At 35.2% G+C, this 24,806-nt stretch carries 24 protein-coding genes and 1 pseudogene; 11 read left to right on the top strand and 14 right to left on the bottom strand.

The window, feature by feature from the left end:
* Positions 1–32: 32 nt before the first annotated feature.
* Positions 33–404, bottom strand: coding sequence for a PadR family transcriptional regulator (locus tag FTRAC_RS06690; protein ID WP_013453476.1), 372 nt, complete (start codon positions 402–404; stop codon positions 33–35).
* A gap of 453 nt (positions 405–857) precedes the next feature.
* Between FTRAC_RS06690 and FTRAC_RS06685 the strand changes: the two genes are divergently transcribed.
* From FTRAC_RS06685 to FTRAC_RS06675, 3 genes are read left to right on the top strand one after another with little or no spacing between them, the layout of a single operon-like run.
* Positions 858–1,676 (top strand): hypothetical protein, encoded by an 819-nt coding sequence (locus FTRAC_RS06685; protein ID WP_013453475.1) that lies wholly within the window; start codon positions 858–860, stop codon positions 1,674–1,676.
* Positions 1,677–1,726: 50 nt separating this feature from the next.
* On the top strand, positions 1,727–2,251 hold the full coding sequence (locus tag FTRAC_RS06680; RefSeq protein WP_013453474.1) for an immunoglobulin domain-containing family protein: 525 nt from the start codon (positions 1,727–1,729) through the stop codon (positions 2,249–2,251).
* A 16-nt stretch (positions 2,252–2,267) separates the two neighbouring features.
* On the top strand, positions 2,268–3,086 hold the full coding sequence (locus FTRAC_RS06675; protein WP_013453473.1) for a tetratricopeptide repeat protein: 819 nt from the start codon (positions 2,268–2,270) through the stop codon (positions 3,084–3,086).
* Here the strand turns inward: FTRAC_RS06675 and ggt are convergent.
* Entirely contained in the window at positions 3,083–4,759 is a 1,677-nt protein-coding gene (ggt, locus tag FTRAC_RS06670; protein ID WP_013453472.1) for a gamma-glutamyltransferase, read from the bottom strand. The two genes, FTRAC_RS06675 and ggt, sit on opposite strands and share 4 nt — an antisense overlap.
* A gap of 99 nt (positions 4,760–4,858) precedes the next feature.
* Positions 4,859–5,148: pseudogene (locus tag FTRAC_RS20000) on the bottom strand (winged helix-turn-helix transcriptional regulator).
* Between the two features lie 174 nt (positions 5,149–5,322).
* Here FTRAC_RS20000 and FTRAC_RS06660 point away from each other — a divergent pair.
* Both FTRAC_RS06660 and FTRAC_RS06655 read left to right on the top strand, forming a co-directional pair.
* Positions 5,323–5,958: an NAD(P)-dependent oxidoreductase gene (locus FTRAC_RS06660; RefSeq protein ID WP_013453470.1), complete on the top strand. Its 636-nt coding sequence runs from the start codon at positions 5,323–5,325 to the stop codon at positions 5,956–5,958.
* A gap of 10 nt (positions 5,959–5,968) precedes the next feature.
* A complete protein-coding gene (locus tag FTRAC_RS06655) occupies positions 5,969–6,838 on the top strand; it encodes an NmrA family NAD(P)-binding protein (RefSeq protein WP_013453469.1) in 870 nt (289 codons plus the stop codon).
* A gap of 67 nt (positions 6,839–6,905) precedes the next feature.
* On the opposite strand, the gene FTRAC_RS19210 is transcribed toward FTRAC_RS06655, so the two are convergent.
* A complete protein-coding gene (locus tag FTRAC_RS19210; protein WP_013453468.1) occupies positions 6,906–7,568 on the bottom strand; it encodes a metallophosphoesterase family protein in 663 nt (220 codons plus the stop codon).
* A 177-nt stretch (positions 7,569–7,745) separates the two neighbouring features.
* Here FTRAC_RS19210 and FTRAC_RS06645 point away from each other — a divergent pair, with 177 nt between their 5' ends.
* The 5 genes from FTRAC_RS06645 to FTRAC_RS06625 all read left to right on the top strand — a co-directional run bounded on the left by FTRAC_RS06645 (position 7,746) and on the right by FTRAC_RS06625 (position 12,014).
* Positions 7,746–8,207: a YybH family protein gene (locus FTRAC_RS06645; RefSeq protein ID WP_013453467.1), complete on the top strand. Its 462-nt coding sequence runs from the start codon at positions 7,746–7,748 to the stop codon at positions 8,205–8,207.
* Complete coding sequence (locus FTRAC_RS06640) at positions 8,200–9,519, top strand: hypothetical protein (RefSeq protein ID WP_013453466.1); 1,320 nt, start codon at positions 8,200–8,202, stop codon at positions 9,517–9,519. The genes FTRAC_RS06645 and FTRAC_RS06640 overlap by 8 nt, the downstream gene beginning before the upstream one ends.
* 256 nt (positions 9,520–9,775) lie before the next feature.
* Positions 9,776–10,282, top strand: coding sequence for an RNA polymerase sigma factor (locus FTRAC_RS06635; protein ID WP_013453465.1), 507 nt, complete (start codon positions 9,776–9,778; stop codon positions 10,280–10,282).
* Entirely contained in the window at positions 10,275–10,919 is a 645-nt protein-coding gene (locus FTRAC_RS06630; RefSeq protein ID WP_013453464.1) for a hypothetical protein, read from the top strand. The genes FTRAC_RS06635 and FTRAC_RS06630 overlap by 8 nt, the downstream gene beginning before the upstream one ends.
* Positions 10,920–10,925: 6 nt before the next feature.
* A complete protein-coding gene (locus tag FTRAC_RS06625; protein WP_013453463.1) occupies positions 10,926–12,014 on the top strand; it encodes a serine hydrolase in 1,089 nt (362 codons plus the stop codon).
* Positions 12,015–12,311: 297 nt separating this feature from the next.
* On the opposite strand, the gene FTRAC_RS06620 is transcribed toward FTRAC_RS06625, so the two are convergent.
* Positions 12,312–12,890 (bottom strand): Crp/Fnr family transcriptional regulator, encoded by a 579-nt coding sequence (locus tag FTRAC_RS06620; protein ID WP_013453462.1) that lies wholly within the window; start codon positions 12,888–12,890, stop codon positions 12,312–12,314.
* Between the two features lie 698 nt (positions 12,891–13,588).
* On the opposite strand from FTRAC_RS06620, the gene FTRAC_RS06615 reads away from it, so the two are divergent.
* Entirely contained in the window at positions 13,589–14,521 is a 933-nt protein-coding gene (locus tag FTRAC_RS06615) for an NAD(P)-dependent alcohol dehydrogenase (RefSeq protein ID WP_013453461.1), read from the top strand.
* A 43-nt stretch (positions 14,522–14,564) separates the two neighbouring features.
* On the opposite strand, the gene FTRAC_RS19765 is transcribed toward FTRAC_RS06615, so the two are convergent.
* The 9 genes from FTRAC_RS19765 to FTRAC_RS06575 all read right to left on the bottom strand — a co-directional run bounded on the left by FTRAC_RS19765 (position 14,565) and on the right by FTRAC_RS06575 (position 24,795).
* Positions 14,565–14,711 carry a hypothetical protein gene (locus FTRAC_RS19765; RefSeq protein ID WP_185094442.1) on the bottom strand — a complete coding sequence of 49 codons (147 nt, stop codon included), beginning with the start codon at positions 14,709–14,711 and terminating at the stop codon, positions 14,565–14,567.
* A gap of 122 nt (positions 14,712–14,833) precedes the next feature.
* Entirely contained in the window at positions 14,834–15,688 is an 855-nt protein-coding gene (locus tag FTRAC_RS06610; RefSeq protein ID WP_013453460.1) for a CPBP family intramembrane glutamic endopeptidase, read from the bottom strand.
* 84 nt (positions 15,689–15,772) lie between these two features.
* A complete protein-coding gene (locus FTRAC_RS06605; protein WP_013453459.1) occupies positions 15,773–16,945 on the bottom strand; it encodes an alpha/beta hydrolase-fold protein in 1,173 nt (390 codons plus the stop codon).
* A 346-nt stretch (positions 16,946–17,291) separates the two neighbouring features.
* Positions 17,292–18,356 carry a serine hydrolase domain-containing protein gene (locus FTRAC_RS06600; protein ID WP_013453458.1) on the bottom strand — a complete coding sequence of 355 codons (1,065 nt, stop codon included), beginning with the start codon at positions 18,354–18,356 and terminating at the stop codon, positions 17,292–17,294.
* Between the two features lie 89 nt (positions 18,357–18,445).
* Entirely contained in the window at positions 18,446–19,111 is a 666-nt protein-coding gene (locus FTRAC_RS06595; RefSeq protein WP_013453457.1) for a DUF4386 family protein, read from the bottom strand.
* Positions 19,112–19,380: 269 nt separating this feature from the next.
* Positions 19,381–20,631: an alpha/beta hydrolase-fold protein gene (locus tag FTRAC_RS06590; RefSeq protein WP_013453456.1), complete on the bottom strand. Its 1,251-nt coding sequence runs from the start codon at positions 20,629–20,631 to the stop codon at positions 19,381–19,383.
* 368 nt (positions 20,632–20,999) lie between these two features.
* Positions 21,000–21,368, bottom strand: coding sequence for a DUF6567 family protein (locus FTRAC_RS06585; protein ID WP_013453455.1), 369 nt, complete (start codon positions 21,366–21,368; stop codon positions 21,000–21,002).
* A 185-nt stretch (positions 21,369–21,553) separates the two neighbouring features.
* Complete coding sequence (locus FTRAC_RS06580) at positions 21,554–22,417, bottom strand: DUF4249 family protein (protein ID WP_013453454.1); 864 nt, start codon at positions 22,415–22,417, stop codon at positions 21,554–21,556.
* The gene (locus FTRAC_RS06575) at positions 22,417–24,795 is read right to left on the bottom strand and encodes a TonB-dependent receptor (RefSeq protein ID WP_013453453.1); all 2,379 of its coding nucleotides are present in this window, start codon (positions 24,793–24,795) and stop codon (positions 22,417–22,419) included. Before FTRAC_RS06575 ends, FTRAC_RS06580 begins: the two co-directional genes overlap by 1 nt.
* Positions 24,796–24,806 lie beyond the last annotated feature (11 nt).

The raw sequence follows: 24,806 nt of genomic DNA, 5'->3' as shown, positions 1-24,806 counted from the left end.
TAGATTAATTTGTATGAGAAATTACCAGCCATTTACTTTTCCTCATTAGTTTCCTTGGCTGTTTTTAATTGCTCATCAGTCTTTTTTTTGATTTTTTTGGCTGATTTATTAATCTCAATCCAAGTTTGATCCAATGCCTTTATAGTATTCTGTCCACTATCAGTTAATTGATAGTGTTTTTTAGGCAGTCCGTTTTGCGCTTCACTCCATTCATATTGAACTAAATTTTCATGTTTCAACCTCATCAAAAGTGGGTAAATAATTCCTTCTACTTTTATTAGGTCTTCTTCCAAAAGTTCGTCAATGATGTCAGAGGCATAAACTTCGCCTCTTCTCAAAATCTGCATCACACAATATTCCAGAACCCCAGTCCGCAATTGTGCTTTTATCTTTTCTGCTATCATAAAATTTTCCTTTAATGATTATTAATTATGGCTGCTATGCCAATTCTCAATACACTATGCCAAGATGCGTACCAGTTACAAATTGGGAAGATCATTGATTATGTATATATTCATGAAAACCACCTTTAAGCACTCTATAGGAGGCTATATTAAATTTTTGAAAGCAAGAAATCATAGAAGCTACAGGGTCGAATTTGTACGGGAGAGGTCAATATTTATTATAATTTGTACGTTTATGAACAGTATATAAGTCATAGATTAGACATTTTCAGGGTAGTATCGACAAGTCTTTCCCGTTGGAACGAATTTATTTGCTTAAGTTAATAGGGCTGAGATTTGATTTTTTACTCATACAATTTAAAAACTTTTGTAACGTTTGAGTTATCAAATTCCAACTAATTTCAAGAATTTCGTTTCTATTATTTATTGGAAAGAGTTTTAAAGAAGAAAATTATGAAAAAGTTACTGAGTCTATTGTTAAGTTTAATGGTGCTATTCGTGTCTTGTAATCCTGATGATGAAAATAATCAAGACCCAAAACCAGTGATGCCGCCTGAATATAGTATGGCGCCCGATTTTGATGATTTTCAGACTGATGGAAATCAGCGTAATCAAACAATTGAAAATTGGTTTTATTCAGCTGTGAATGTAGGAGTTTATTCAGCCATTTTGAAAGGGAGTCTTGCGATTCCTGTGACGGCTTTTAAAGTAACCATAAGCCAAGAGCCATTTTTTGATACTGATGCTGGAGTTTGGACCTGGGAGAGCTCATTTTCTGCCCATTCCAATGATTATACAATTAGGTTAACTGCGGATGTTGCTGATGGTAATGTGGATTGGAAAGGTTATATCACTTCAACAGGAACACCTTCAACTTCCTCTTTTACACCTCCTGAAAATTTTCTGTGGTTTGAAGGACAATCAACGGTAGACGGAAACAGCGGAAGTTGGACGCTTATCGAAAGCCCAGCTAATCCGTCTCCTTGGATAAGTACTCAATGGTCGAGAAATGAAGCTCAAACAGAAGCTAACGCACTCTTTACTATTGAAAAAGAAGGTGAATTACTAGGAAGCTATATTGACTACAGTAGAGATGAAGATAGCGATTACAATCGTTCAGTGGAAATTTCTAATACACAGTCGAATGATTTAATTCAAATAGAATGGAATAGTGAATTAAAATTTGGCAGGGTGAAGAGTACAAATCACTTTGGAGACAGTAACTTCCATTGCTGGAATGAAGATTTACAGGATGTAACTTGTGAAGAATAGCACCCAAGATTGCATTCATTATTATTAACTATCAACCTTAATTTATTATTTTGAATAAAGTATTTTTAACCTTCTTGTGTTTTACAGTTGGCATGTTTTCATGTAGTGAAAATAAGGAAGTAGTAAAAGAACCCTATTTACGTTGGGTTGGTGATATCCAATTTGACGAGGAAATTGATGACCCTCATTTTAAATTATGCTATACGGATGATGAAGTCAGGCAGTATTTTAATTTCAGCAAAGGAGTGCAATATAGAGGTGAAAAACCTGCTATCATTCAGTATTTCAAGGAAAATTACCAAAACGTTGATTCAGATCAAAGTGGTCTTTTACGTATTCGATTCATTGTAAATTGTCATGGTGATACCGGCAGATTTCGTTTGAAAGGAATGAATGCTGAATACCAAGAGATGGAGTTTGATGCTAAAATTAGTGATCAAATCCTTGAGCTGACCAAAAAGATGGAGGGTTGGCTTCCAATTGAAATGGAAGAGATGGATAATATGACCCTAGATTATTATCAATACTTAATTTTCAAGATTGACAGAGGTGAAATCATTGAAATAATGCCTTAACCTTGCCCTTAAACTTATGAAATATTATTTAATCATCAGCTTTTTATTCTTTTCTCACCTGTCTATTTCTCAACCTAATTGCAACTATTTTATACATACTGGAGATAGTCTGAAATATGAGGCTTGTATGCAAACCGAAAATGCTGCTGGTCACTATCAATTTAGCAAAGAGTTCCAAATGGCTATGGATGCAGCTATTGCAATAGACTCTACTTTTGCCTATCCATACAGAGCAAAATCAGTAGCGTATCTTAAAAGTGGTGATTTTATAGAATGGAAAAGACTTATTGATTTAGCAGTTAAATATGATCCCCTGGGAAATTTGGGTTATAGGGCTTCCTGTAGATATCAATTCTTCCGTGATTATGCTGGCGCAATTACTGATATTGAATACTTGAAAGAAATTTTTGTTGGGGATATAGGACATTCGGCTAATGGAAATCACCATCTAGAGGTAATAAGAGCACTTTGCTATAAAGCATTAGGTAGAAATCAGAAAGCAATTGAGATTATGGAGAAGCAGATGAAAACGGAAGACTATTTAATAGGGATATACGATTACATTCATCTTGGAGTATTGTATATGGAGCTTGGAGATTTAGAGAAAGCAAAAGAAAATTTTCAAAAGCAACAAGAATATAATGATCTTGCAGAAAATCATTTCTATATGGCACAAGTTTTGAAATCTGAAAATGATTTGCAGTTGGCTAAAATAGAATTTCAGAAAGCTTTGGCTCTTTATAACAAAGGCTATGTTGTAGATGACGGTTATATTTTTCCAGAAGACAAGATATATAGGGTTATGTTAGATGAGGAGATAGAAACAATGGATTAATAAGAAGCCACCTCTCCATCAGGACTTCCGCTATCTGCAGCACCCTCCATAAAGCCAGTTTCTGCATTATATTTAATCCCCATTAACCTGCCTAAAAAACTTCGCATGTGGATTTCATGTCCCATTGCCTCTAGAGCTTCTAATGTTTCAGGAGCCATTTTGTATTCTTCGTAAACGATTCTATCCGGTAACCATTGATGATGGATTTTGGGTGCTTCTATTGCTTGATTCATGGGGTATTCGTAAACCGTGGTCGCAAGAATAGTTTGAAAAACCGTGTTGATAATCGTTCTTCCTCCAGGACTTCCGATTACCAGGAAAGGTTGATTGTTTTTCTTTACTATGAATGGACTCATACTGGAAAGCATTCTTTTGCCGGGTTCTATGGTGTTGGCAGGCGTTCCAATTTGTCCTGAATTATTGGTTTCGCCAGGGACAGCATTAAAATCTCCCATTTCATTATTCAATAGAAAGCCCAATTCGGGAGATTGCATCTTAACACCATAACCTTGTTCAAGCGTAGTGGTCATCGATACGGCCATTCCTGTCTCGTCCATCACAGACAAGTGCGTAGTTTCTTGACCTTCCGAAATTATTTGAATAGCCGTACTATCGCTTTTGCCGACTTGCTCAAAATCAATTTCTTTTAACAGATCTCGAGCATAGTTCTTAGATAGCAATCTTTCTAAATCTGGAATTTCAATAAAATCATTATCGCCCAGATATTGTGCTCTGTCTTTAAATGCTTTCCTCATGATCTCTGCTAGTGTGTGATAATATTCGACTGACCCCATTTCAGGAACTTCATCCAATTGCTCCCACATATTCATCATTTGAGTGACGGCCACACCTCCTGAACTTGGCAAAGGCATACCATATAAATCATAGTCTTTAAAAGTGGAATGAATGGGTTGTCGTTCTATGGCTTCATATGCAGCAAGATCTTCCGTGGTGATAATACCATCTTGAGATTGAATGTAATCCACTAAAGTTTGTGCTGTTTCCCCTTCATAAAATGCTTTTTTTCCTTCATCTTGAATCTTTTTTAATGTTTCAGCAAGAGCGGGTTGCTTCCAGAATTCACCAAACCCCACTACTTTTCCATCTCTTGTGATGAATGATTGCATTTCGGGAAATTGATCAGGGTTTTCAGCAAAATAAAAGAAATCCTTCGCTAAGGATTGCGGTAATGGAAAACCATATTCAGCTAACTGAATAGCTCGTTCTAAAAGCTTTTCCCATTCTATTTCGCCATATTTTTGATGAGCGTCATATAAACCCGCAATGGTGCCTGGTACACCAATCGCAAGTGCAGTATTATGATTACTGCCTGATTTTAACTTTCCATTTTCATCCAAAAACATATCTTTTGTGGAGGCCAAAGGAGCTTTTTCCCTAAAATCAAAAGTGGTCACATTGCCATCCTCTGTATGAATGACCATAAATCCGCCACCCCCAATATTTCCTGCAAAGGGCCAAGTAACTGCCAATGTGAAAGCTGTGGCTATGGAAGCATCTACTGCATTTCCCCCATCTTTTAGGATTTCTAAGCCAGCTTGGGAAGCGTAAGTGGAAGCGCTAGCTACCATTCCATTTTTGCCATAATGGTTTTGGGAAAATCCTACTGAAATATTTAGAAATAGAAGAATAGAGAAGATTTGAAGCTTTTTCATTTGCAATTATAGGTTATAAAACATTAATATAAATAAAATTTTAGGATTGAAGGAAAACCAAGAATACCATACTCAAAGAATTATTATGAAGGGATTCGTTTAGTTATTCTTGCTAATAAATTCTTCGTATTCTACAGCGAAATCTCGCATGCTCTTCAGAAGTGGATAAGTTTTTTCACCTATTGCAGTAATGGAGTAAACAACCTTCAGTGGTTTTTGCTTTCTGTTTCTTTACTGATAAGACCTGATTCCAAGAGTGATTTTAATTCTTGAAAAAGCATTTTTTCACTTATATCTGGGAGCAGTTCTTTTATTTCATGACTTCTTTTCTTGCCACTTTTGAGTTGCTGGATAATCAGTAACTTCCATTTTCCTCCTAACAATTCCATGGTTGTTCGGATTGGGCATCGTGCTGTTATTTGTATTTTGTGATCAATCATCTGGGTTAAATGTAATAAGTTTGTTTTAGCCTTTTACTAACAAAAAGGTAAGTGTCTTTTCAAATGAAATCTACTATCAGACTATCTATTTTTACGTTAATTTAGTTAAAAGGATAGATTATTATGAAGACACTAGCGATATTCGGTGGCACTGGACAGACAGGGAAACTAGTTTTGGAAACAGCATTGAAAGAAGGCTATAAAGTTAAGGCATTAGTAAGGAGCCCAAAAAAAGTTGAACTGGCAAATTCCAAGCTCGAAGTTATAGAAGGAGATGTTCTGAGTGCAGATGATGTGATAAGAACAGTAGAAAATGCTGATGTTGTACTCAGTTTGTTTGGTCATGTGAAGGGATCACCTCAATGGTTACAAACTAATGGGACTGAAAATATTGTAGAAGCGATGAAGGAAGCAGGAGTAAAAAAAATCATTTCACTTTCAGGGGGAGGGCTCCCGGTTCCTGACAAGGATAAGCCAAAATTAGCGGATAAAATGATCCGCTTTATTATGAAAGTTGCTGTACCCAAAATCTTAAAGGATGCTGTACTTCATGCAGCAATCTTGCGGAAAAGTAACTTGGATTGGATGATAGTTCGCGGACCAAGACTGACCAATGAAAAACCCAAAAATGAGTATAGGGTGGGTTGGGTAGGAGTGAATGCTTCGACCAAAATTAGCCGTGCAGATTTAGCTGACTTCATATTGAAGCAAATCGAATCCGATGAATTTGTTCATCAAATGCCATTTGTAAGCGAATAAAAATTGAGATATGACTATACTGATAACAGGTGCTACCGGAAATGTGGGGCAAGCAATTTTATCATCATTTTTGATAGGTAATTTTGAAGCAAAGATTATAGCTGGGATTCGGAATCCAGATGATCTCAAGGAGCAAGAGAAACTTCCACCTCCTTTTCTGAAACAAGAATTTGATTTTGGAAAAACGGAAAAATTTTCAAGGTATTTAGATGGCATAGATGTTTTGTTCTTGCTTCGACCTCCTAATATTGCAGATGTGAAAGCCGTTTTCAAACCACTAATTGTTGCGGCAAAAGAAGCAAATGTAAAGCACATAGTATTTCTATCAGTACAAGGAGCGGAAAAACAATCTTATATTCCGCACCATAAGATTGAGAAGTTGATAGTGGAAAGTGAGATTCCATATACCTTTTTGCGCCCTGCGTATTTTATGCAAAATTTCATTACTACTTTAAGAAAGGATATAGTGGGTAAAGGAATGATTTACTTACCTGCAGGTGATGCGAAATTCACTGTAGTCGATGTGAAAGATGTAGGAGCAGTAGCGGCTGAAATTCTCTTAAATGCTTCTGATCATCAAAATCAAGCATATGAATTGACTAATAGTGAGTTACTGAGTTTCTCGGAATTTGCAGAACAAATAAGTGAAGTCGTTGATAAAGAAGTGAAATTTATTTCGCCTAATTTGTTAGCATTTATAGTTAGAAAGCTGAAAGAGGGACACAGTTTTACCTATATTTTTGTGTTGATCATGCTGCATTATTTTCCTAGATTCAAGGAGTCGCCTGAAACTTCAAAAGAGGTAGAGCATTTTTTAAAGCGGAAACCGATTAATTTTCGGGAGTTTTTGGACAGAGAGAAAACTAAGCTAAAATTATGATTAAGTTCTTTTTCAGAAGTCTCATGATTTAATTAAATTTAATGAGAAGAATTTCAATGATAGTGCCTCAATCTTTATTTACTTCAAAATAGAGCTCTTTGGTATCCAAATTAAAGCAGCAAAGTTTCCCTAATCCGTACTGGTCTGTCTTGTAGCAACCATTATCAATCCCTAGCACCTGACTATCTTCAAGCTCATCTCGCATTTTGATTATGTCATTTTTGGTGATGGATTGATGTCCATGTATGATTTTTTTATTCCCGAGGCGATTATAATCAATGTCTTTATACCAATCTCTTATCCAATACATGTTCCTATATTCCTGCAAATAGGATTCTTTGCTGAAATCCAAGCCTGCATGCACCAGAATATAATTGCTTGAGATGTGGTAAGGCTTGAGTTTAAGAAACCAATTGATATACTTTTTGGGTATCTCTTTCCAGTTAGTTATTCCAAAGCTTTTTAGAGTAACATCCTCACTATTGGGATTGTCATCATAAATAATTGAGTCAAATATCATCTCCTCATGATTACCCTTTAAACAGTGAATATTGTATTTTTCACTTTCCAATTGCATAATGAAATCAACAACCTCTTTACTATAATTCCCCCGATTTATGTAATCGCCCAGAAGGATTAATTCATCACTTTTGTTCAGCCCAATGGTGTTTAATAGCTCTTTGAAGGTATGATAACATCCATGTATATCACTGATTGCATATCTTGCCATAATTGTAGTTGTTTTTCCTTTTATTATAGTCACAACTGATTATCTTCTAGAGTGTTGTTGAGCGTGGTTACTATTTAAGTGTTTGATTTGTAGATTTATTAAACATTCTAAAAAAACACTAGCTAGCTTGTGATTCCTTATCATTCAATTTATTTTTAAGTTTATATATCTAATGATATGAGAAAACTATCCAACTTAAAATACTTATTGCTCATTGGATTATTACATTTATCAGTGGCATTGAGCAATGCAGCTGCACAAGAAAATCCTAAAGCAATTGACTTACCCAAAGAATTAGACCGAGTACTTCGCGATTATGAGACACATTGGCAAAATTCTGATGCAGCTCAACTAGCTAGCCTTTTTACTGAAGATGGGTACATTTTACGGCCCAATAAACCCATTACCAAAGGCAGATCCAATATTGAAGAAGCCTACCAAAGTGCAGGCGGAAGATTAGTATTAGAAGCATACGATTATTCAATAGATGGCACAACTGGCTATATCATTGGAGGATATAAAGGGCAAGAGAGCTTGCCAGCTATGGGTAAATATATTTTGACTTTAAGAAAAGAAGATGGCAAATGGATGATCACAGCTGATATGGATAACAGAAACGAACCTAGGAAAAATGAGTAGCAACGATAGCGATAAAGACAAAGGTGCATATGAAACACCTGCATGGTTAAAAAGAGTTCAAGAAGGCAGCTGGGAGCCTGAAATATTAATATCTGGGATTGTCCTTTTTGGATTGTTTAAAATCTATCCACTGATTGAAGAGTTCAATTACTTTTTGGAAATGAATTCGGCATCCATTTTCTCCGATGGTACTGTAAATGAAGCGCTTACTGCCATTTTAAAGTTTGCCAATATTATTCTTCTCATCGGTTTTCTATCTCACATTTTATTTCGATCCGTTTGGGCAGCCTTTGTTGGTTTATCTTATATCTATAAATCAGGAGTTAAATACGAAGATTTAAACTATCCTGATAAATATCTGCGGACAATTCGAAAATCAGGTGATTACCAGCAGCAAATTATAAAGTTAGAGAAAATCTGTAGTGTGATTTTTGCGATTAGCTTTTTGGTGTTTATGTGGGTGGCTGGCCTTGCTGTGTTTGTAGCCATAATAGCGGGTGCAATTAGTATATTTCAGTCAGTTTTTCCAGGAAACTACGACTACACAATTTTTAATAATGTTCTTACAATATTTCTCATTCTAGTTTTCACAGATTTTGTTAGCTTGGGTGGTCTAAGAAAAATACCTTTTATCAACAAAGTCTATTATCCCATACATAGGTTAGCTGGATGGTTGACATTAGCATTTTTGTACCGAAATATCTATTATGGTGTCATTTCTAATCATAAAAAATGGAAAGTCAGCCTTATTTTATTTCTGTTTGGTTTATTTACGGTAGTATCTGTTCTTTTTTTAAGATCTGATGGTTTTATATTTGGACGTACTATTGCATTGGCACCATACGGAGCAAATGAATATCGGTTAGATGAGTCAAAATATCGCTCAAAAGTTACAGACGGGTTTTATTCGAAAAGAATGCATATTAGCGACTACGTTATTGATGAGGAATATTTAGAATTGTTTATTGTCCATACTCCTGAATTCGAGCAAGAACGTATTATGGTCGCTTGTGATTACGATAATGCCAAGGAAAAAGAAGGCGTTTCTTACGACTCTTTACGAATGGCCTGTCTTGAAAATTTTTATGGAGTGGCTTTAGATGGAAAGCTTTTGCAAGATGATTTTATTTACCAACGCAACTCCTTAACTGGTCAGGATGGCTTGCTAACCATCGTGGATGTCTCCAAGCTCAATACGGGAAAGCATCGTTTAGATTTATACTATGATATGTATTATCCTGAAGGGGATACTACTCGTCATGAAATAGCGGAGCAGATTATTTTTTATAAAACAAAACGGCTATTAAAGTGAAATTAACTATTGAGTAATTAGAATAAATACGTTTGAAACAATTTTCGTAATTCTATTTTACTTTGTATTACTGTCTTTTCCACCCGGAAGAATTACACTTCAATATTCTGCTACAGAAAACAGCCCTATCTACCGCTCACAAAACCCTCTTAATAATTTTTTTCAAAAATTATTAATATTTTTTGTCATATTTTCAGACCATCAAGAACCAACTATGTAGAAACCCAAAAAGAGGACTTTTGATAAAGATAGATTAATGACTGAAGAGAAATATGCAGACATCATTGAAAAAAATAAGCATAGCATTTACAGAGTTTGCAAACTGTATGCTAGCGATTCCTTTGAATCAGAAGACTTGTTTCAGGAGGTAGTTTTTCAAGTATGGAAATCATTTCCATCTTTTAAAGGGACATCCAAAGTTAGTACTTGGATTTACAGGATCGCACTCAATGTTTGCTATAAATCTATCTTGAAACATAAAAAGTCAAGCGATAAAATTACTAGCCTTGACGCTATAAAAGTTGAGGAATTTGCTGACTCAAATTTTCAAGATGAAAATAGCAGATATGAAGCCTTGCAGGCTTGCATCAATCAACTAAATAAAGCTGATCAAGCAGTAATTGTGCTCTTTTTAGAAGAATTATCATACAGAGAAATCAGTGAAACTATTGGGATTAGTGAGAACTATGTGGCGGTTAAAATGAAGCGAATTCGTGAAATTTTGCATGCTTGTCTTACACCTAAATTAGAACATTATGAATGATCAAAATTTAATAAACATTTGGAAGGGATCAAGTCGAAATATTCAGTTGAACCTCAACTATGATGATTTGGCTAATGAATTGAAAAGAAAAGCAAATCAGTTGGATAAGAGTATTCGAAAAAGGAATCAGTTGGAGATAGGATTGGCCATTTTGCTCTTGCCCATCGCCCTTTACCTTTTTTGTGAAGTGCCTTATTATCTCTTTAAGTCAGGAGTTCTTCTGATGGCAGTTTGGTTCTTATACGTGATCTACAAACTTAAAAAGACAAGAGGATTAAAGACTGATTTTGGTACCAATGCATCACTGAAACATCAATTGAATAAACAAAAAAGATATGTAGAGGAAGAGGTAAAACTTCTGAAAAGTGTTTTATACTGGTATTTGTTGCCTCCTTATACGGGTTTACTCCTTATGATTTCAAGTGCCTATTTTCACCGTGATATTCATTGGGAAAATAGCTTTCTGCAAGGCTTGCTGTCGGAAAACATTTACGGTCACCTTGTTTATATTATCTTCTTAACTGCGCTTTATTTTTATATCTACAAACTCAATATGAAAGCGATTGCTAAGGATTTGATGCCCGTGATTGTGGACATTGAAAAAATTGAAAGAGAATTAGGAACATCTGAAAAGTAAAAGAACATGCTTAAAAAAACACTAATAATAGGTAGTGCTATTATTTTAATCCTTTCTGCAGGTTTTGGAGTAGCGTTCTTTATGGTAAAGCCTGATAAAGAGCGGATTGTAGATTTCATTAGAGGAAATCCAGACCGAATTTCGATCAGTTTAAGTCAAAACGAAAAGGTGCTGGCAGAGCATAATGAAATTAAAATGCTGCCGCTTGCCAGCACTGTGAAAATAATTATTGCAATAGAATATGCCTATCAAGCTGCGGAGGGAAAATTGAATCCCGATCAAAAACTCTCAGTTTCAGATTTGAAAAAGTATCATTATCCAGCGACAGATGGCGGTGCTCATAGAGCCTGGCTTAACAATCTTGAACTAGAAAAAGATAGCAGTGTTTCATTGTGGGAAATAGCGAAGGGTATGATCAATTATAGCTCTAACGCTAATACCGAATACTTGATTGATTTACTAGGGTTAGAAAATATCAATAGCCGAATCAAGCTTCTGGGAATAGAAAAACATGATTCTATTTATTATTTGGTTTCCTCTCTGTTTATAAGAGACTATCTGTTTCCTGAAAAAAGTACTATTGAGGCCATTGAAAGCATTAGAGATTTAAGTGATGGAGAGTATCGAAAAGCAAGCACGCAAATCCATAAAAAGCTAAAAAATGGGACTTTCGAAAATGATAGTCTTAACGATTTCGGATTGGCTGTTCAGAAAGTATGGTCTGATCGCTTACCTGCTTCAACCGCTAAAGAATACAGGAAATTAATGGAGAAGCTCAATACTAAATCAGTTTTGCCTAAAGAAGTGCATCAACACCTTGATCCGATTTTAGAATTTGTCATGGAAAACCCACTTAATCAAGAGTGGCTTAAGCATTCAGGATCCAAAGGGGGTTCGACTGCCTCATTATTGACAAAGGCATTGTATGCAACCGATAAGGAAGGAAATAGAATTAATTTGAGTTACTGTTTAAGTGATTTGTCCGCTCTTGAGACTGTACAATTGCAGATGAGTATGAATGCTTTTGAACTGGCAATATTACAGGAAGAAGAATTTAGAATGCAAATGAGAGAAGTTTTGAATGCGCTTAATTAAATGTGGGGTTTGAATAAAGTTTGTCCCAGTATTTCGAATAAAGTTTGTCCATTAATCATATTGACTTGTAGAAAGCGTGAATTAAATATTTCTTGGCAAATGATTAATTAATAAAGGTTCATAGTAAGAATTGAATCTCTTTATTTCAGTGTTGTGCAGTCGTTTTCTGATAACTTTCCAGTCATAAAATCTGACTTAATCTAAACGGTTTCTGTATTTCTGATAAATAGTTTTTTACTCTCTATTTTTATCCCACTTTCTAAATAGTCATGTAAAAACTTAAGTGACTAGATATTTTTAAGACTTTTGCGCTAATTTTTTTCTTATCCTACTAAGAGATTCAGGCTTAACACCAATATATGAGGCAATATCGTATTGTGCTACTCTTTGGAAAATATCTGGTCTTGCAGCCAAAAGCTTTAAGTATCGGTTTTCTGGCTTATCAGTAAGATGAGAGACCATCTGTTCTTGTTGCTCCTTAAAGACAGTCTCCATTATTTGACGAGAAACCCTTTCGAATTTCGGAAACTGTTGAAATAATTTAACGGCTTTTTTCTCATCACCTATGACTACTGTGGTATCTTCCACACACAACAAGTTATACTTGGAAATTGATTTACCTTCCACCGTTTCAAAATTGATGATCCATTGTTCTTCGGTAAAGAAATTAGTGGTAACGTCATTGCCATCAACATTTTTATATTGTCTAACCAGCCCTTTCATGACAAGAAAACTCTCGTTTTCGTATTGTCCCTCTTTGATTAAGAAGCTCCCTTTCTCAAAAGTTTTAAGCAACATGCTTTCTGAAAGAATTTTACTTTCCTCAGATGAAAGATTAGTAATCTTTTTAAAATAATCTATTACGCTATCGGTCATTAATTGGTGCTGCTATAAGTCAAGTTATAAGCAAAATACTTAAACTTTTCTTTGAATTGTAAATTCAAAGCAACCTAGTCATTAATTTCGAATTCGAAAATGGATAATGCTAATATTTAAAAACCATCAGTTTAGTCAAGCGAGGTATGATTCGCTATTTTTCTATTCAAAGATTTTTAGCAGATCTCAAAGCTGAGGCTTTCACATTAGACCTGCCACTTACTTTCTCATTAAATCTGTCTAGTGTTACTTTATCAATTTTCCGTCCTTCTCTAAAGACAGGCTGATATCTCCCCAAAAAACTGGACAGTAAGTTTAGTTTTAAAGACTATTAAAATAGCTGTCTGACATGTAGAAAATCTGTTTGCCGACAGACAGGTTTACAAGCAAGTTTAAACCAAGGTGGCGCAAGAAGCAGGTTCGCTTTGACCTGGTCAGTTTCCAATACTATAATGAGGAAATAAGGCATTCAAGCATCGAAGATAAGTGTTCAAAAGAGGTAATTTTTTCTTTCAGGCCACCCCGTTAATCAATGAGGGCGTCCTAAAAGAAAAAGTTTTTCTAAGAAAATACAAGTACATGTTCTCTAGGTCGGGGAGAGTTAGATCAAAGTCTTGCACTTCTTAACCCAAATCAATGAAATTGAAATGCACCATTAATAACTTTGTTGCCATATTGATACACTAAAAAGCAAAATTATGAGAGCAATTGAATGTTTAAAGTATGGGGGTCCTGAAAACTTAGTATTAACGGAATTTGAGAAGCCAACACCAAAGGATAATGAAGTACTTATAAAAATCAAAGCTACCTCGGTAACAACCAGCGATGTTCTTATTCGAAGACTGAATGAACCAGCCGTTCCGAGATTTATTCTGCAGATGATTTTTGGTTTCGGTAAACCAAGAAACCCAATTTTGGGAATGGTGTCTTCGGGTATTATTGAAGCCAAGGGGAAGGAAGTAAGCAAGTTTAATGTAGGCGATGAGGTCTTTGCATATGGTTCAGTTTCACCAACAAAACGTCATTTTGGTTCTTATGCAGAGTACATCTGCTTGCCTCAGGACTGGAACATTGCACACAAACCAAAGAACAAAAGTTTTCAAGAATCAGCAGCCATTCCTTATGGTGGATTACTTGCTTCTCATTTATTGAAGAAGACTTCCATTAAAAATGGAGACAAAGTACTGATATATGGCGCTTCGGGTAGTATTGGAACCATGGCGATTCAATTGGCAAAGCATGCTGGGGCGCACGTCACAAGTGTTTGCAGCAGCAAAAACTTTGATTTAGTGAAGTCTTTGGGTAGCGATGAAGTGATTGACTATAGGGTAGATAATGCCGAATCGCAACTTTCAACATACAAATATGTTATTGATGCCGTAGGTAACAATAAGTCTTCGGCACTCAAAGAAGCAAGTAAAAAAGCAGTGACATCTGAAGGAAAATACATCTCCATCGATCATGGAACGCCATTAACTCCTGAAGAGGCATTCATGAATTTAAAATCCTTGGCGGAGCAAGACAAGATCACAGCTGTCATTGACCGAGTTTATCCCTTGGATAAAATAGCGGAAGCACATGAATATGTGGAAATGGGACATAAACGAGGGAATGTGATTATAACTGTGTAAGCGAGCTAAATCGTGTTTCATTTCAGAACAGATAATAGAAAGCCTACAATGCTTCCTTAAATTGTCCTGCTTGTACCAAGAACTCAGATTTTTTGAATTGCTTTGTCTGCATACTCTCGGCAATGGCCTCTGCCTTTTCTTTTGAAAGTGGAAGTCCTCTTGAAAAATAGTCTACAAATTTCTTTTTCATGAGTTCATTCCGAATCCTTATTTAATAATGTTTAAAACAATTTTTCTTAGGTTTTATGTCATCCTCAGCTTGCCGATTAACGGTTTGATGTATTGCGCGTTTTAATGCGCTATGTTTTATATTTACAATTTATCTTTAATTGCTTTTCTCCAAAAGTAAATTGCAAAAACGCAAGTCACAATTGCAAACATAATTCCGTTTTCACCAAGCCAATGTTCAGTTCCAACAGTTTTCATTGTTAGAGGTGGTAATAATTTTTGAATATACACATTGCTTACTGCGTGAAAAATTACTGCTGGCCATAGGCTTTTAGATTTAAAAGTGTAGTATGTCATAATAAATGACATAGAAATAATTACTATAAAGAATGTTATAAATTCCAATAGCACATTATTACTATAGTAAACAAGCAGCGGCCAGTGCCAAGCAGCCCAAATAAATCCACTAAAAATAGATACACCAGTAAATGAAAGTACCTTTCTCAATTCATAGATAAAAAAACCTCTCCACCCAATTTCTTCTCCTAAAGTTGTTGCTGAGGCTCTTATTACTTCTACAGTACCTATTAAAATAATGGCTATTATTGTTATTGCCGTTGGATTTAATGTTCCTATTCCAAACAAACCAAGTTCTTTTCCCCAGTCTATAATTACTTCTTCATTGGCTAAACTTCCAAATCCGAAACTCCAGATTAGTATATAAGTGATTAAGCCATATATGGCAGGAATGAAATAAGACCATCGGATATATTTCCAATTTCCCCAATTCCAATTTAAAGATGAAATTTTACGCCCTTTTATTTTTAAGGTAATAAATGCAGCAATAGCAGGACACCACATGATTGCTCCAACATATATCCGCGATGGATATAATTTTACAATGGCATAATGGAAAGGTGAAGTAAGCGCAAATACGAGAGCGAGAAATAGAAAGATCGTTTTCCAGGCTTCTTTACGTTCCGATAAATTTTCTAGCATTTATTTTTCTGGTTAGTTTGTTTTTTTTGCAATTACTTTCACACGTTATCCCGCATTTGCTAAAGCGGATGTTACCAATCGTATTTATTTTATCTTGCTTAATTCTTTTATTTTCACTCTGGCGTGTTCATTACTAGGGTTTAGCTCAAGAGATTTTTCATAATTTGCGATGGCTTTTTGAGTATCACCTAATATTTCATAAGCTTCTCCCAGACTATCATAGGAATTAGATGATTTAGGGTAGTTTTCTACATTCAATGTGAAGAATTCTAATGCCTTGGCTTTGTCTTCATCATTTCCACTTCGTATCATTCTGTAACCTAATTGGTTTACAAGATATTCAGGAGGTTGGAAGTCCCATGAAAGTCGCTTAGAAAGTGTTTGAAAATGCCTAGTTAGTTGATCTTTATCTTTCACATCACGATAGGAAATCCCATAGCCTTTAAAAATTGCAGAGATTCCATTATGAAAAGCAATGATTGGAACTGAGCTATGGTCTTCATTATCAAAGTATTCTAATTTTGCAGGCAATTCGCCTTTGCATTTGCTATTCAATGCTTCATATAACCGTACATGCCGATCACGATTTCTGATATTCCTTTTACCCCAATTAGCAGTAGCAATGTAGATAAATCTTTCAAATGGTCGTTCTGTCATTGAATCTAATTTTTTGTCCATGGTTTCTGAATCCCACGTCCCAAAACTTGGGTCAACTGCAATAAATGAATTGAAAACTGTCTTTTCTTTCATATAGGTATGAGTGGCCAACAAACCTCCTAAGGAATGTCCAAAAAGCATTCTATATGGACTAGTCCTAAACTTTTGATCTAGTTCAGGTATAAGTTCCTCTTCCAAAAAACTCAGAAAGCTATCTCCGCCACCTGTATTATTCTTTCTAACTGTAATGACTTTGTCTGGCGTGTAGTCTCTTCTTCTATCAACATTTTGAATACCCACCACAATCATTTCTGGAATTGTCAAGCTTCTATACGCATCAGAACTCATGTAGTTTACGATTCCTGCTATGGGCTTAAAGTGCGAGTTTCCATCAAGTACAATAATCACTGGGTATCTCTTGTGGGATGATGCTTTATCATGGTATGAATCAGGAATACTAACCCAATACGCTCTATCTTCATTCAAGATATTAGACCTAAGTGAATGTTTTGTGCCGATTACAATTTGTCCAGCATCTTGTGATTTTACCTGATTAATACCTATTAGTAAAAGTAGTACTGCAATGATATTTTTATTCATTTTGTTTATTTTTATATGATTGTAAAGGCACATACTTTACAAAAGTTAAAGTATTTTCTTTTCGTTTATATCATGGTTTCTATGGTATATTTCATTTTGCTTCAGAAATTCTTCTGATTCATAACCATATACTTTGCCCAGAGAATCCCTCAGTCGAATAGGTTCCTGTTCAGTCCTCCAAATGGTATCCAGCATGGCCATTAGTTCCTCTGTATCAATCTCGGCCTTTTTAGCAGCTTTCGTAAAATCACTATTTTGCTTTTTGGTTGATTACAAGAGGCTAGTATAAATATGCTTAAAATGATTATGTAATTTACTATTTTCATAATAGTCTTAGGGTTATTTTTTAATTAGGATTGTAGATTTCAACCGCCTTTCTTATCACATTCATTTGTGTTTGAATGCTATTTCTCCGTCTATAATCGCTTTTTGTTTTAAAAGCTAGAACAACATCTATTTCTGGATATACAGTAATGTTTTGTCCTAATGCACCTTGAGCTGAATAAGCATTTTTTAGCCTAGAGTCTTCTGTGTTTTCTATTAACCACCACATATACCCATATCCAAGATCAAGGCCGTCTTCTTTTAGAACAGGGGCATTTTTCTGGGCTTCAAGATGGGAGGTTCTTTGAGTAATCATTTCCTCTACCCAATTCTGTGGTACAACTTGCTTTTCTTTCCACTTACCTTTTCTCAACATCAACAAACCTAAACGAGCCATATCTCTTGTCGATAACCATATATGATAGGCTGGAAACTTCGACACTTCCAGATTTCCATTTTTTATTTGCAAAGATCTATCCCAGTCTTGCATTTCAAGAGGTTCTACTAACTGTGCCTCTATTTCATCATAGATATTTCGATTCGTTTCTTGTTCGAAAATATATCCGGCCAAATTAAAATCCCAATTACTGTATAGCCAATAACTACCGGGTTTAACAGATCCTCTTTCAGGTGCAAGTCTTCTGAAATCACCACCATTTGAGCCAGGTAAGAAAACTCCTGAACGTGCTGATATTAAGTCTTTGATAGTTGCTGATTGTTCAAGTTCAAGAAATGGAGTATGGTCTTCAATTTTCAATTCTTTAAGTGACTTATCAAGGTCAATGACTCCATTTTCCACATATTTCCCATAAAGAATAGCCAATACACTTTTTCTACATGATGCGATATAGCTGTTTTCTTCTAAATCCCCGAATTCAAGTACAACCTGTCCTTTATGAATAATGACCAGTCCAGTAATATAGGTGCTATCAATTATATAGCGAGTGAAAGTTCTACTATCTGCATCACCCCAACCTGCTTCCACCGGATTTTGATGAGTTGCCCAATTTATGTCTGGATAAATTTGAGCTTCACTAGAACAGCTTAATAAAATGGATGATACAAATAATATTAAACTGATTCTCATAGTTCGTTTTAATAAATGCCAACGGTGAGTATATGAAGCGTAACGACCGAAAGGGAGCCATGATTTCATATATAGTGATAGCAAACGTTTTAATTAGTCTTTTCTATCAATGGATTTCGTATCATAAATATTCCAATCCATAAAAACCAAAATATTTGACCAATTCCAAAAACCTCTGTAAAAATATCTAATGGATAAATTGTTAATATTCCTGCTACTCCAACTAGAATACCCAAAAAAATTAGTGGTTTAGAAAACAAATGCCCTTTCAAGGCAGCTAGACTTAATAATAATACCCAAATTCCTCCAACTATTTCATTTCCACCACCAAGCCCTTCTGTAATGATATTAGTAGCGGAAAAAACTAACATTGCATTTTCAGGCTCTTTACTTCCCATTTCAATGATAGCGTTGAGACTTATATTATCTATCATCCCACCTGCAATAACCAACCCAGCCCAAATTACACCAAAAACAGATGTTAGTTGTGAACTAATTAGTGAATAAGTTTTTAATCGATGGTGGATTGCAATAACCAATACTACCAATACTATCCCAAATAAAATATAGCTGGTAAAAGTCAATAATGAAAAAGTCAGGTGATTCTCTGTTAGGAAGTTAAGTCTTTCATTTGCACTGGCAGTAGCATCTGGATATACTAGTATAGCTCCGTAAATAATAAAGGCAACGATATATATAAGTCCCTCAAAAATTGCGCAAGCCCCACCTATTTTTTGTAGTTCTTTTTCATTCATATTTTTTGTTTTTTGAGTAAAAAAATTCAGAAACTATTTTGCTACTGCATTTTGCTTAATGTTTGCTAACAATTGAATAAACGCAATTATTGCCTTTAACCTCTAGTTATTAGATATAAGCGCAGTGCTCTTTTGGCCTAATGTTCTTGTATATGAAAAGTAGCGGGTTTTACGCACTATTTTTTCAGTTTTAAATGACCTATAATTTATTGATATTCATTTATTTAAGCGAATAAACTACTATTTTTATATACGTTGTTAGCCTTTCGTTATTTTTTATTTAGTGCTTCAATTCTTTCTTTATAGTAATCTTTACCACTTAATTCAAAGGCCTTGTTTAAGTATTTTAAGGCATTCTCTTTGTCGTTTTGAGATTCATAATACTCAGCCATCGAATCATAGGCATTTGCACTATTTGGATTTTGTTTAATGTTCATTTCAAAAAACATGAAAGCTTTTTCAGGCTGTCCCATTTGCATATTCATATAGCCGTAACCATTTAACATTTCGTCTACCATTGGTGCAGTGGGAACACCAAAATGTTCGGTATAGATTTGTTCCTGCTCCTTCAATAGCGAAACCAATTCTTCTATAGGTGTCTCTGGATTATTAAATTTTTGAGGAGATTTGAACTGATACCATTGAAAAAGAAAAATCAGCCCATCTCTTATTGTTGGTAGAGGCACAGTACCATGTAAATCCTCATGATAAACCTTCCTTGAAAAGTTTAATTGATTTTGGCTCTTCGCAAGTTGGGAGAATTCTATTATAGAACGTGCAGGCAATGAGAATTCTGAAGTGTCACTCATTACATTATCAATAGTTATACTTTCATTTTGTATATGTAACATCTCTGCAGCAAGTGAAACAAAAAGCGATTTCCCATTGTAATCTTCCATTTTAAATTTTTCTTTAGCTTGCTTTAATAATTTTTGGTTGTCCCAATCCAAAGTTGGATCTATGGCTATATAATTTTCAAAGAGATGTGCATGGTTAACCAACATATTTATGGTAAACTGCCCTGCATGGGAATGACCAATTAATGTACGGTAGGCTATAGTTGGATACTTACTATCAATATATGGGATGAGTTCCTCTTCCATAAATTTAGTAAAGGTTTCTGCACCTCCAGTTTCATAATCAAATGCACTGCCGCGTCTCATTTTTATCTGCGAAGTAGTTAAATCTCTTGTTCGGTTCTTGCGATTAGAAACCCCAACAAGTATCATATGTGGTAGGTAATGCCCCCAATAATTACCATAAACAGCTTCCAAAGTGCTTTCTAGTGAAAATCCATCCATTAGATAAATCACGGCGTATTTTTCATCATTATCTGGCTGAAAATTATCTGGTAATCTTACCCAAAAGTCACGACTTTCACCTAAAGTTTTAGAAAATATGGAATCCACTATTCGATTTTGAAATTGCTCTGTTTGGGACTCAGTTGTTTGTGCAATTGCAGGTTGATTGACCATTAAAATCGATCCGATAAGTACTAATAAGTAGATGTAATGTTTCATTAATTTCTTTTGAATTTAAATAGGACTAAATACATACGTTAAAATAAAAATTATATTGGTTATTAGTTGTTTATAATGAAGGCTAACAAGTTAGTAAATGTAATATAAACATTAACCACAAGTACTTCATCGACTAGGTCTACCGCTATTTCACTTTTTTAGAAGGTTGTTTTTGAATTAATATAAGTCATTAACCTATTTGCCTGCTACCGATCTCTGCTATGAGCAGTAGCGTGGTTTTGTACTTAAATCTGCAAGTACACACCCAGTTGAAAATTCTGCAAGGATTTCCAAACAAGGCGAGAACAAGCAATTACTGATAGCTATAATAGTTATACTTTCAAGCTGAGACATTATCTGTTTAGTCGTCAATCTGTAAATTCAACCACGTTGGCACTTACAGTGAGTGTTCGTTTCGTGAAAAATGGAGGAAACCCACCAATATGTTCTTCGGTCACAATATTTATTAAGGCCTTCGAGCCAGTCAAATTAGCATCCTTTACCATCGCACTGTAAGCATCTTGGTACAGTCGCCTTTTGTTAAGCCCTCCAAAGGCCAGAACATATGATACTTCAGAGGTACCGCTTACTTTTTCTACCACACTGAAATTATTACTGCCAAGATGTACCTGGGTAGTGTTTTGGTTCTGGTTCAGCATAAAGGAATGACTGACACCGCACGAGCTAAGGATGAACAACAAAGCTACTGAGCTAAATAGAATTGATCGATTTTTCATGTTTAATTTTTGTTTATTTATTGTTTACTATTGACTAGTTGTTTTTTAGTTTAGTATGCTGATAATTCAAATCAATTGAGCTAAAAAAACTGTAATTATTCTGAATTATTTATTGCAACCTACTTTTCTATTCATTTTAATCAGTATTTTTCTACTCGATTGGTATGTATTAAACTAAAATGCATTTACTCCACTTTCTTAATCATAATACTTCTCGTTTGTACTGAACTAAACTGAATAAAGCCCAATGGTTTATTTTCAGGATTTGTGAGATTATTAATATTCGTTGAAGGATTCACCGGTGGTGCACTGAATACGCCCCCGTCATTAAAAAGTAGATTGGTGAATTCTAAATAGTATTGGTAAACATCTTCTTCTATGGCGTAAAATTCTAAAAAGATTTCATCTTCTTCTTCAAAAGAACCAGGAATGGGCAGTCCTTGAAATTCCTTTCCAAATAACTCAGAAGACAAAATTGAATTCGAAATATCGTCTCTTGAGTTTTGAAGTGTATCATTTACCGAAATATCTAATTTAAAATACTCCACACCCTCATTATTCAGTTTACCATTTACAAACAGAAAATAACCCTCTTCGAATACTGGCTGTCCCAATTCCATCAGCTCTTGATCAGACAAATAATAAATTGAGTCTACAGTGGGGTTTTCTAAGATTTTTCCTGTTGCTTCCAGTAATTCTTCATTCGCTTCTATTTGAATTTTATACGCTGATCCAACATCCAAAGTCAAGGAATCGGGTGTTTGATAGATGCTATCCTGGCTATTATAAAAAAAGCTACTAATCAGATTATCATTTTCATCTAGCAAACTGATATCAGCATCTGTAACTGGGCTCATTCTACCAGTATCATAATAATTTAAACTTTGCGATACTCTGATTCGCTTAATCGTGTTTTTATCAAGGATTTCGCCTTCAATTACTAACCTGGTGTCAGATTGCTCTAAGTCCAAATCAATAATGTTTTGGCAGCTCCAATTAAGTAGAACTGCAAAAAGTACACTCAATATTTTATTTCTATTTGCTCTCATTAGTTAAAAGAAAAATTATAGGTTACGGAAGGAATAATTCCAAATAATGAAGTTCTCACTGCGGCTGGTCTAGTACTGGTTACCGGTCCATCTTGCGTTGGATCAAACCTTGGATTTTCATTAGTGACTTCTCTAAATTCTATTGAAAAGGGGTTTTGGTGGTTATACACATTATAAAATGAAAATGTAAGCTCATGATTGTAATGCTTCCACCTGCTATTCAATTGATATGTTAGCCCTAAATCCATGCGGTGAAAGTCAGGCATCCTACTAGTATTTCTTTTACTATCATCATAAAAAGGAATGCTCTGTCCATTCATGTTGTATCTTCCCTCTGGAAATGAAACAGCAGCACCTGTTGCATATATCCAATTTCCAGAGAAAGATAAGCGCTCAGAAAACTTATGCGATAGAACTAATGAAATATCGTGCGGCTTATCGTAGCGAGCTAAATAAGGGTCTCCGCTTGCAACACCTTCAATTTGTCTTTGAGTTCTTGAAAGAGTATAACTTAGCCAGCCTGTTGTTTTACCGACATTTTTCTTCAACATGAACTCCGCTCCATAGGACCAAGCAATTCCATCTGCTACTGCGGTCTCTATTCTGTCATTTAGTAAAACGTCTTCTCCAGGAAGAAAATCTACCACATTTTGAAGCCATTTATAGTAACCTTCCACTGAGATTTCCCATTTATTATTTTTGAGATTTCTGAAATAACCCACCGCGACTTGATCGCCAATTACAGGTTTGATATGATAATCAGCAGGGATCCATCGATCGGTGGGAAAACCGGCAGTTGCGTTTGTTGCCACTTGCAAATATTGACGCATTCTATTGTAAGAAGCTTTCAAACTAGACTTGGAATTAACCATATACCTAATTCCTAATCTCGGCTCAAATCCACCATAATGTTGAACGAGCTGACCTTCGTCAAAAACCTCAGTTCCTATTTGATTCTCAGCACTCTTTCTTAGACCTTCTTCATAAATAGATACCGAATCGGGGCCAATTTTTGCAAATGAGGAATACCGAACACCATATTCCAGACTCAATTTATCATTGATCGTGTGCTGATTACTCACATAAAGTGCTGTTTCTAATGCATAATCATTTTGGAGACTGAAGTCCTGAACATTGAAATCTTCCGATTTGATTTCAGCAGGAGCAAATACATGGTTTATAACATTAGCACCAAAAAACAATGTGTTATTATTATTTAGAAAATAATCGAAGTCAAGTTTTAGGTTGTACTCTTTTAAGCCTGAATTCCAATTGAAGCCTGAACCCGCAGAACTTATGTCGAACCCATAGTCGAAATCACTGTAGAGTAAAGTAGTATTTAGAAATAATTTTTCATTGAAAAGATGATTCCAACGGGTAGAAAAAGTGGTATTACCCCAGTCAAAACCGAATAAATCTCCGAGACCCAATTTATCGCGACCAAAATAACCAGAAACGAAAATTTTATCCTTATCGCTGAACCTGTAGTTAAATTTCGTATTGAAATCATAGAAATAGAGCGTGCTAGTACTCACGTCTTTATCTGGGTGAAAATTTAGGAATATATCGGCATAAGTTCTTCTTCCCGATAAAAGCAAAGAAGACTTATCTTTTACAACAGGAATTTCAGCTGTCAATCTGCTGCTGATACTACCAATCCCTCCAGATGCTTGGAATTTTTTATTATTTCCTTCTCTCATTTGAATGTCTAATATGGAAGAAATTCGACCTCCATATTTCGCAGGGATTCCACCTTTATAAATCTCTACATTCTTTATTGCATCGGGATTGAAAACAGAAAAGAAGCCAAGCAAGTGGCTGGCATTATATATGGTAGCTTCGTCTAGCAATATTAGATTTTGGTCAGCACTGCCTCCTCTTACAAACATGCCGGAAGTACCTTCCCCAGAGGTAGAAATGCCCGGTAATAATTGTAAACTTTTAATGATATCGACTTCACCAAGAAGAGCAGGTATTGATTTAATCCTTTGAATTTGAAGTTTTTCAGTGCTCATTTTTACTGAACTGACATTTTCATCACTTCGCGTTGCAGAAACTACTACTTCTTCCAATGTTGAAGCTTCCTCTTCCAAACTAAAATTTATTGAAATATCTTCTGTTAGGTTTACAGTTACTTCTTTCATTGCATACCCAACATAGCTTGCTTTCAGCGTATACTCTCCTTTAGGTAATTCAAAGGAATAATAACCGTATATATTGGCAGCCATTCCTATACTAGGCTGGTTCTTATCAACCACTGTTGCTCCTATCAATACTTCTCCCGAACTAAGATCCTTTACATAGCCACTGATAGTATATATCTGGGCATGTAATTGGGATGTGCAGAAAAGTATCAAAATTAAAATTCTAAATTTCATGTGTATATTGT

Origin of the sequence: Marivirga tractuosa DSM 4126, from assembly GCF_000183425.1 — a bacterium.
Taxonomy (GTDB): domain Bacteria; phylum Bacteroidota; class Bacteroidia; order Cytophagales; family Cyclobacteriaceae; genus Marivirga; species Marivirga tractuosa.
This window is presented reverse-complemented; position numbering and strand designations above follow the sequence as displayed.

What these genes read in the sequence shown, in the direction of transcription:
- FTRAC_RS06580 (WP_013453454.1), bottom strand. Translation starts at nt 22,417, where the DNA reads ATGAGAGCAAATAGAAATAAAATATTGAGTGTACTTTTTGCAGTTCTA.
- FTRAC_RS06690 (WP_013453476.1), bottom strand. Translation starts at nt 404, where the DNA reads ATGATAGCAGAAAAGATAAAAGCACAATTGCGGACTGGGGTTCTGGAA.
- FTRAC_RS19765 (WP_185094442.1), bottom strand. Translation starts at nt 14,711, where the DNA reads ATGAAAAAGAAATTTGTAGACTATTTTTCAAGAGGACTTCCACTTTCA.
- FTRAC_RS06635 (WP_013453465.1), top strand. Translation starts at nt 9,776, where the DNA reads ATGACTGAAGAGAAATATGCAGACATCATTGAAAAAAATAAGCATAGC.
- FTRAC_RS06660 (WP_013453470.1), top strand. Translation starts at nt 5,323, where the DNA reads ATGAAGACACTAGCGATATTCGGTGGCACTGGACAGACAGGGAAACTA.
- FTRAC_RS19210 (WP_013453468.1), bottom strand. Translation starts at nt 7,568, where the DNA reads ATGGCAAGATATGCAATCAGTGATATACATGGATGTTATCATACCTTC.
- FTRAC_RS06575 (WP_013453453.1), bottom strand. Translation starts at nt 24,795, where the DNA reads ATGAAATTTAGAATTTTAATTTTGATACTTTTCTGCACATCCCAATTA.
- FTRAC_RS06685 (WP_013453475.1), top strand. Translation starts at nt 858, where the DNA reads ATGAAAAAGTTACTGAGTCTATTGTTAAGTTTAATGGTGCTATTCGTG.
- FTRAC_RS06615 (WP_013453461.1), top strand. Translation starts at nt 13,589, where the DNA reads ATGAGAGCAATTGAATGTTTAAAGTATGGGGGTCCTGAAAACTTAGTA.
- FTRAC_RS06585 (WP_013453455.1), bottom strand. Translation starts at nt 21,368, where the DNA reads ATGAAAAATCGATCAATTCTATTTAGCTCAGTAGCTTTGTTGTTCATC.
- ggt (WP_013453472.1), bottom strand. Translation starts at nt 4,759, where the DNA reads ATGAAAAAGCTTCAAATCTTCTCTATTCTTCTATTTCTAAATATTTCA.
- FTRAC_RS06655 (WP_013453469.1), top strand. Translation starts at nt 5,969, where the DNA reads ATGACTATACTGATAACAGGTGCTACCGGAAATGTGGGGCAAGCAATT.
- FTRAC_RS06675 (WP_013453473.1), top strand. Translation starts at nt 2,268, where the DNA reads ATGAAATATTATTTAATCATCAGCTTTTTATTCTTTTCTCACCTGTCT.
- FTRAC_RS06605 (WP_013453459.1), bottom strand. Translation starts at nt 16,945, where the DNA reads ATGAATAAAAATATCATTGCAGTACTACTTTTACTAATAGGTATTAAT.
- FTRAC_RS06645 (WP_013453467.1), top strand. Translation starts at nt 7,746, where the DNA reads ATGAGAAAACTATCCAACTTAAAATACTTATTGCTCATTGGATTATTA.
- FTRAC_RS06600 (WP_013453458.1), bottom strand. Translation starts at nt 18,356, where the DNA reads ATGAGAATCAGTTTAATATTATTTGTATCATCCATTTTATTAAGCTGT.
- FTRAC_RS06620 (WP_013453462.1), bottom strand. Translation starts at nt 12,890, where the DNA reads ATGACCGATAGCGTAATAGATTATTTTAAAAAGATTACTAATCTTTCA.
- FTRAC_RS06640 (WP_013453466.1), top strand. Translation starts at nt 8,200, where the DNA reads ATGAGTAGCAACGATAGCGATAAAGACAAAGGTGCATATGAAACACCT.
- FTRAC_RS06590 (WP_013453456.1), bottom strand. Translation starts at nt 20,631, where the DNA reads ATGAAACATTACATCTACTTATTAGTACTTATCGGATCGATTTTAATG.
- FTRAC_RS06610 (WP_013453460.1), bottom strand. Translation starts at nt 15,688, where the DNA reads ATGCTAGAAAATTTATCGGAACGTAAAGAAGCCTGGAAAACGATCTTT.
- FTRAC_RS06630 (WP_013453464.1), top strand. Translation starts at nt 10,275, where the DNA reads ATGAATGATCAAAATTTAATAAACATTTGGAAGGGATCAAGTCGAAAT.
- FTRAC_RS06595 (WP_013453457.1), bottom strand. Translation starts at nt 19,111, where the DNA reads ATGAATGAAAAAGAACTACAAAAAATAGGTGGGGCTTGCGCAATTTTT.
- FTRAC_RS06625 (WP_013453463.1), top strand. Translation starts at nt 10,926, where the DNA reads ATGCTTAAAAAAACACTAATAATAGGTAGTGCTATTATTTTAATCCTT.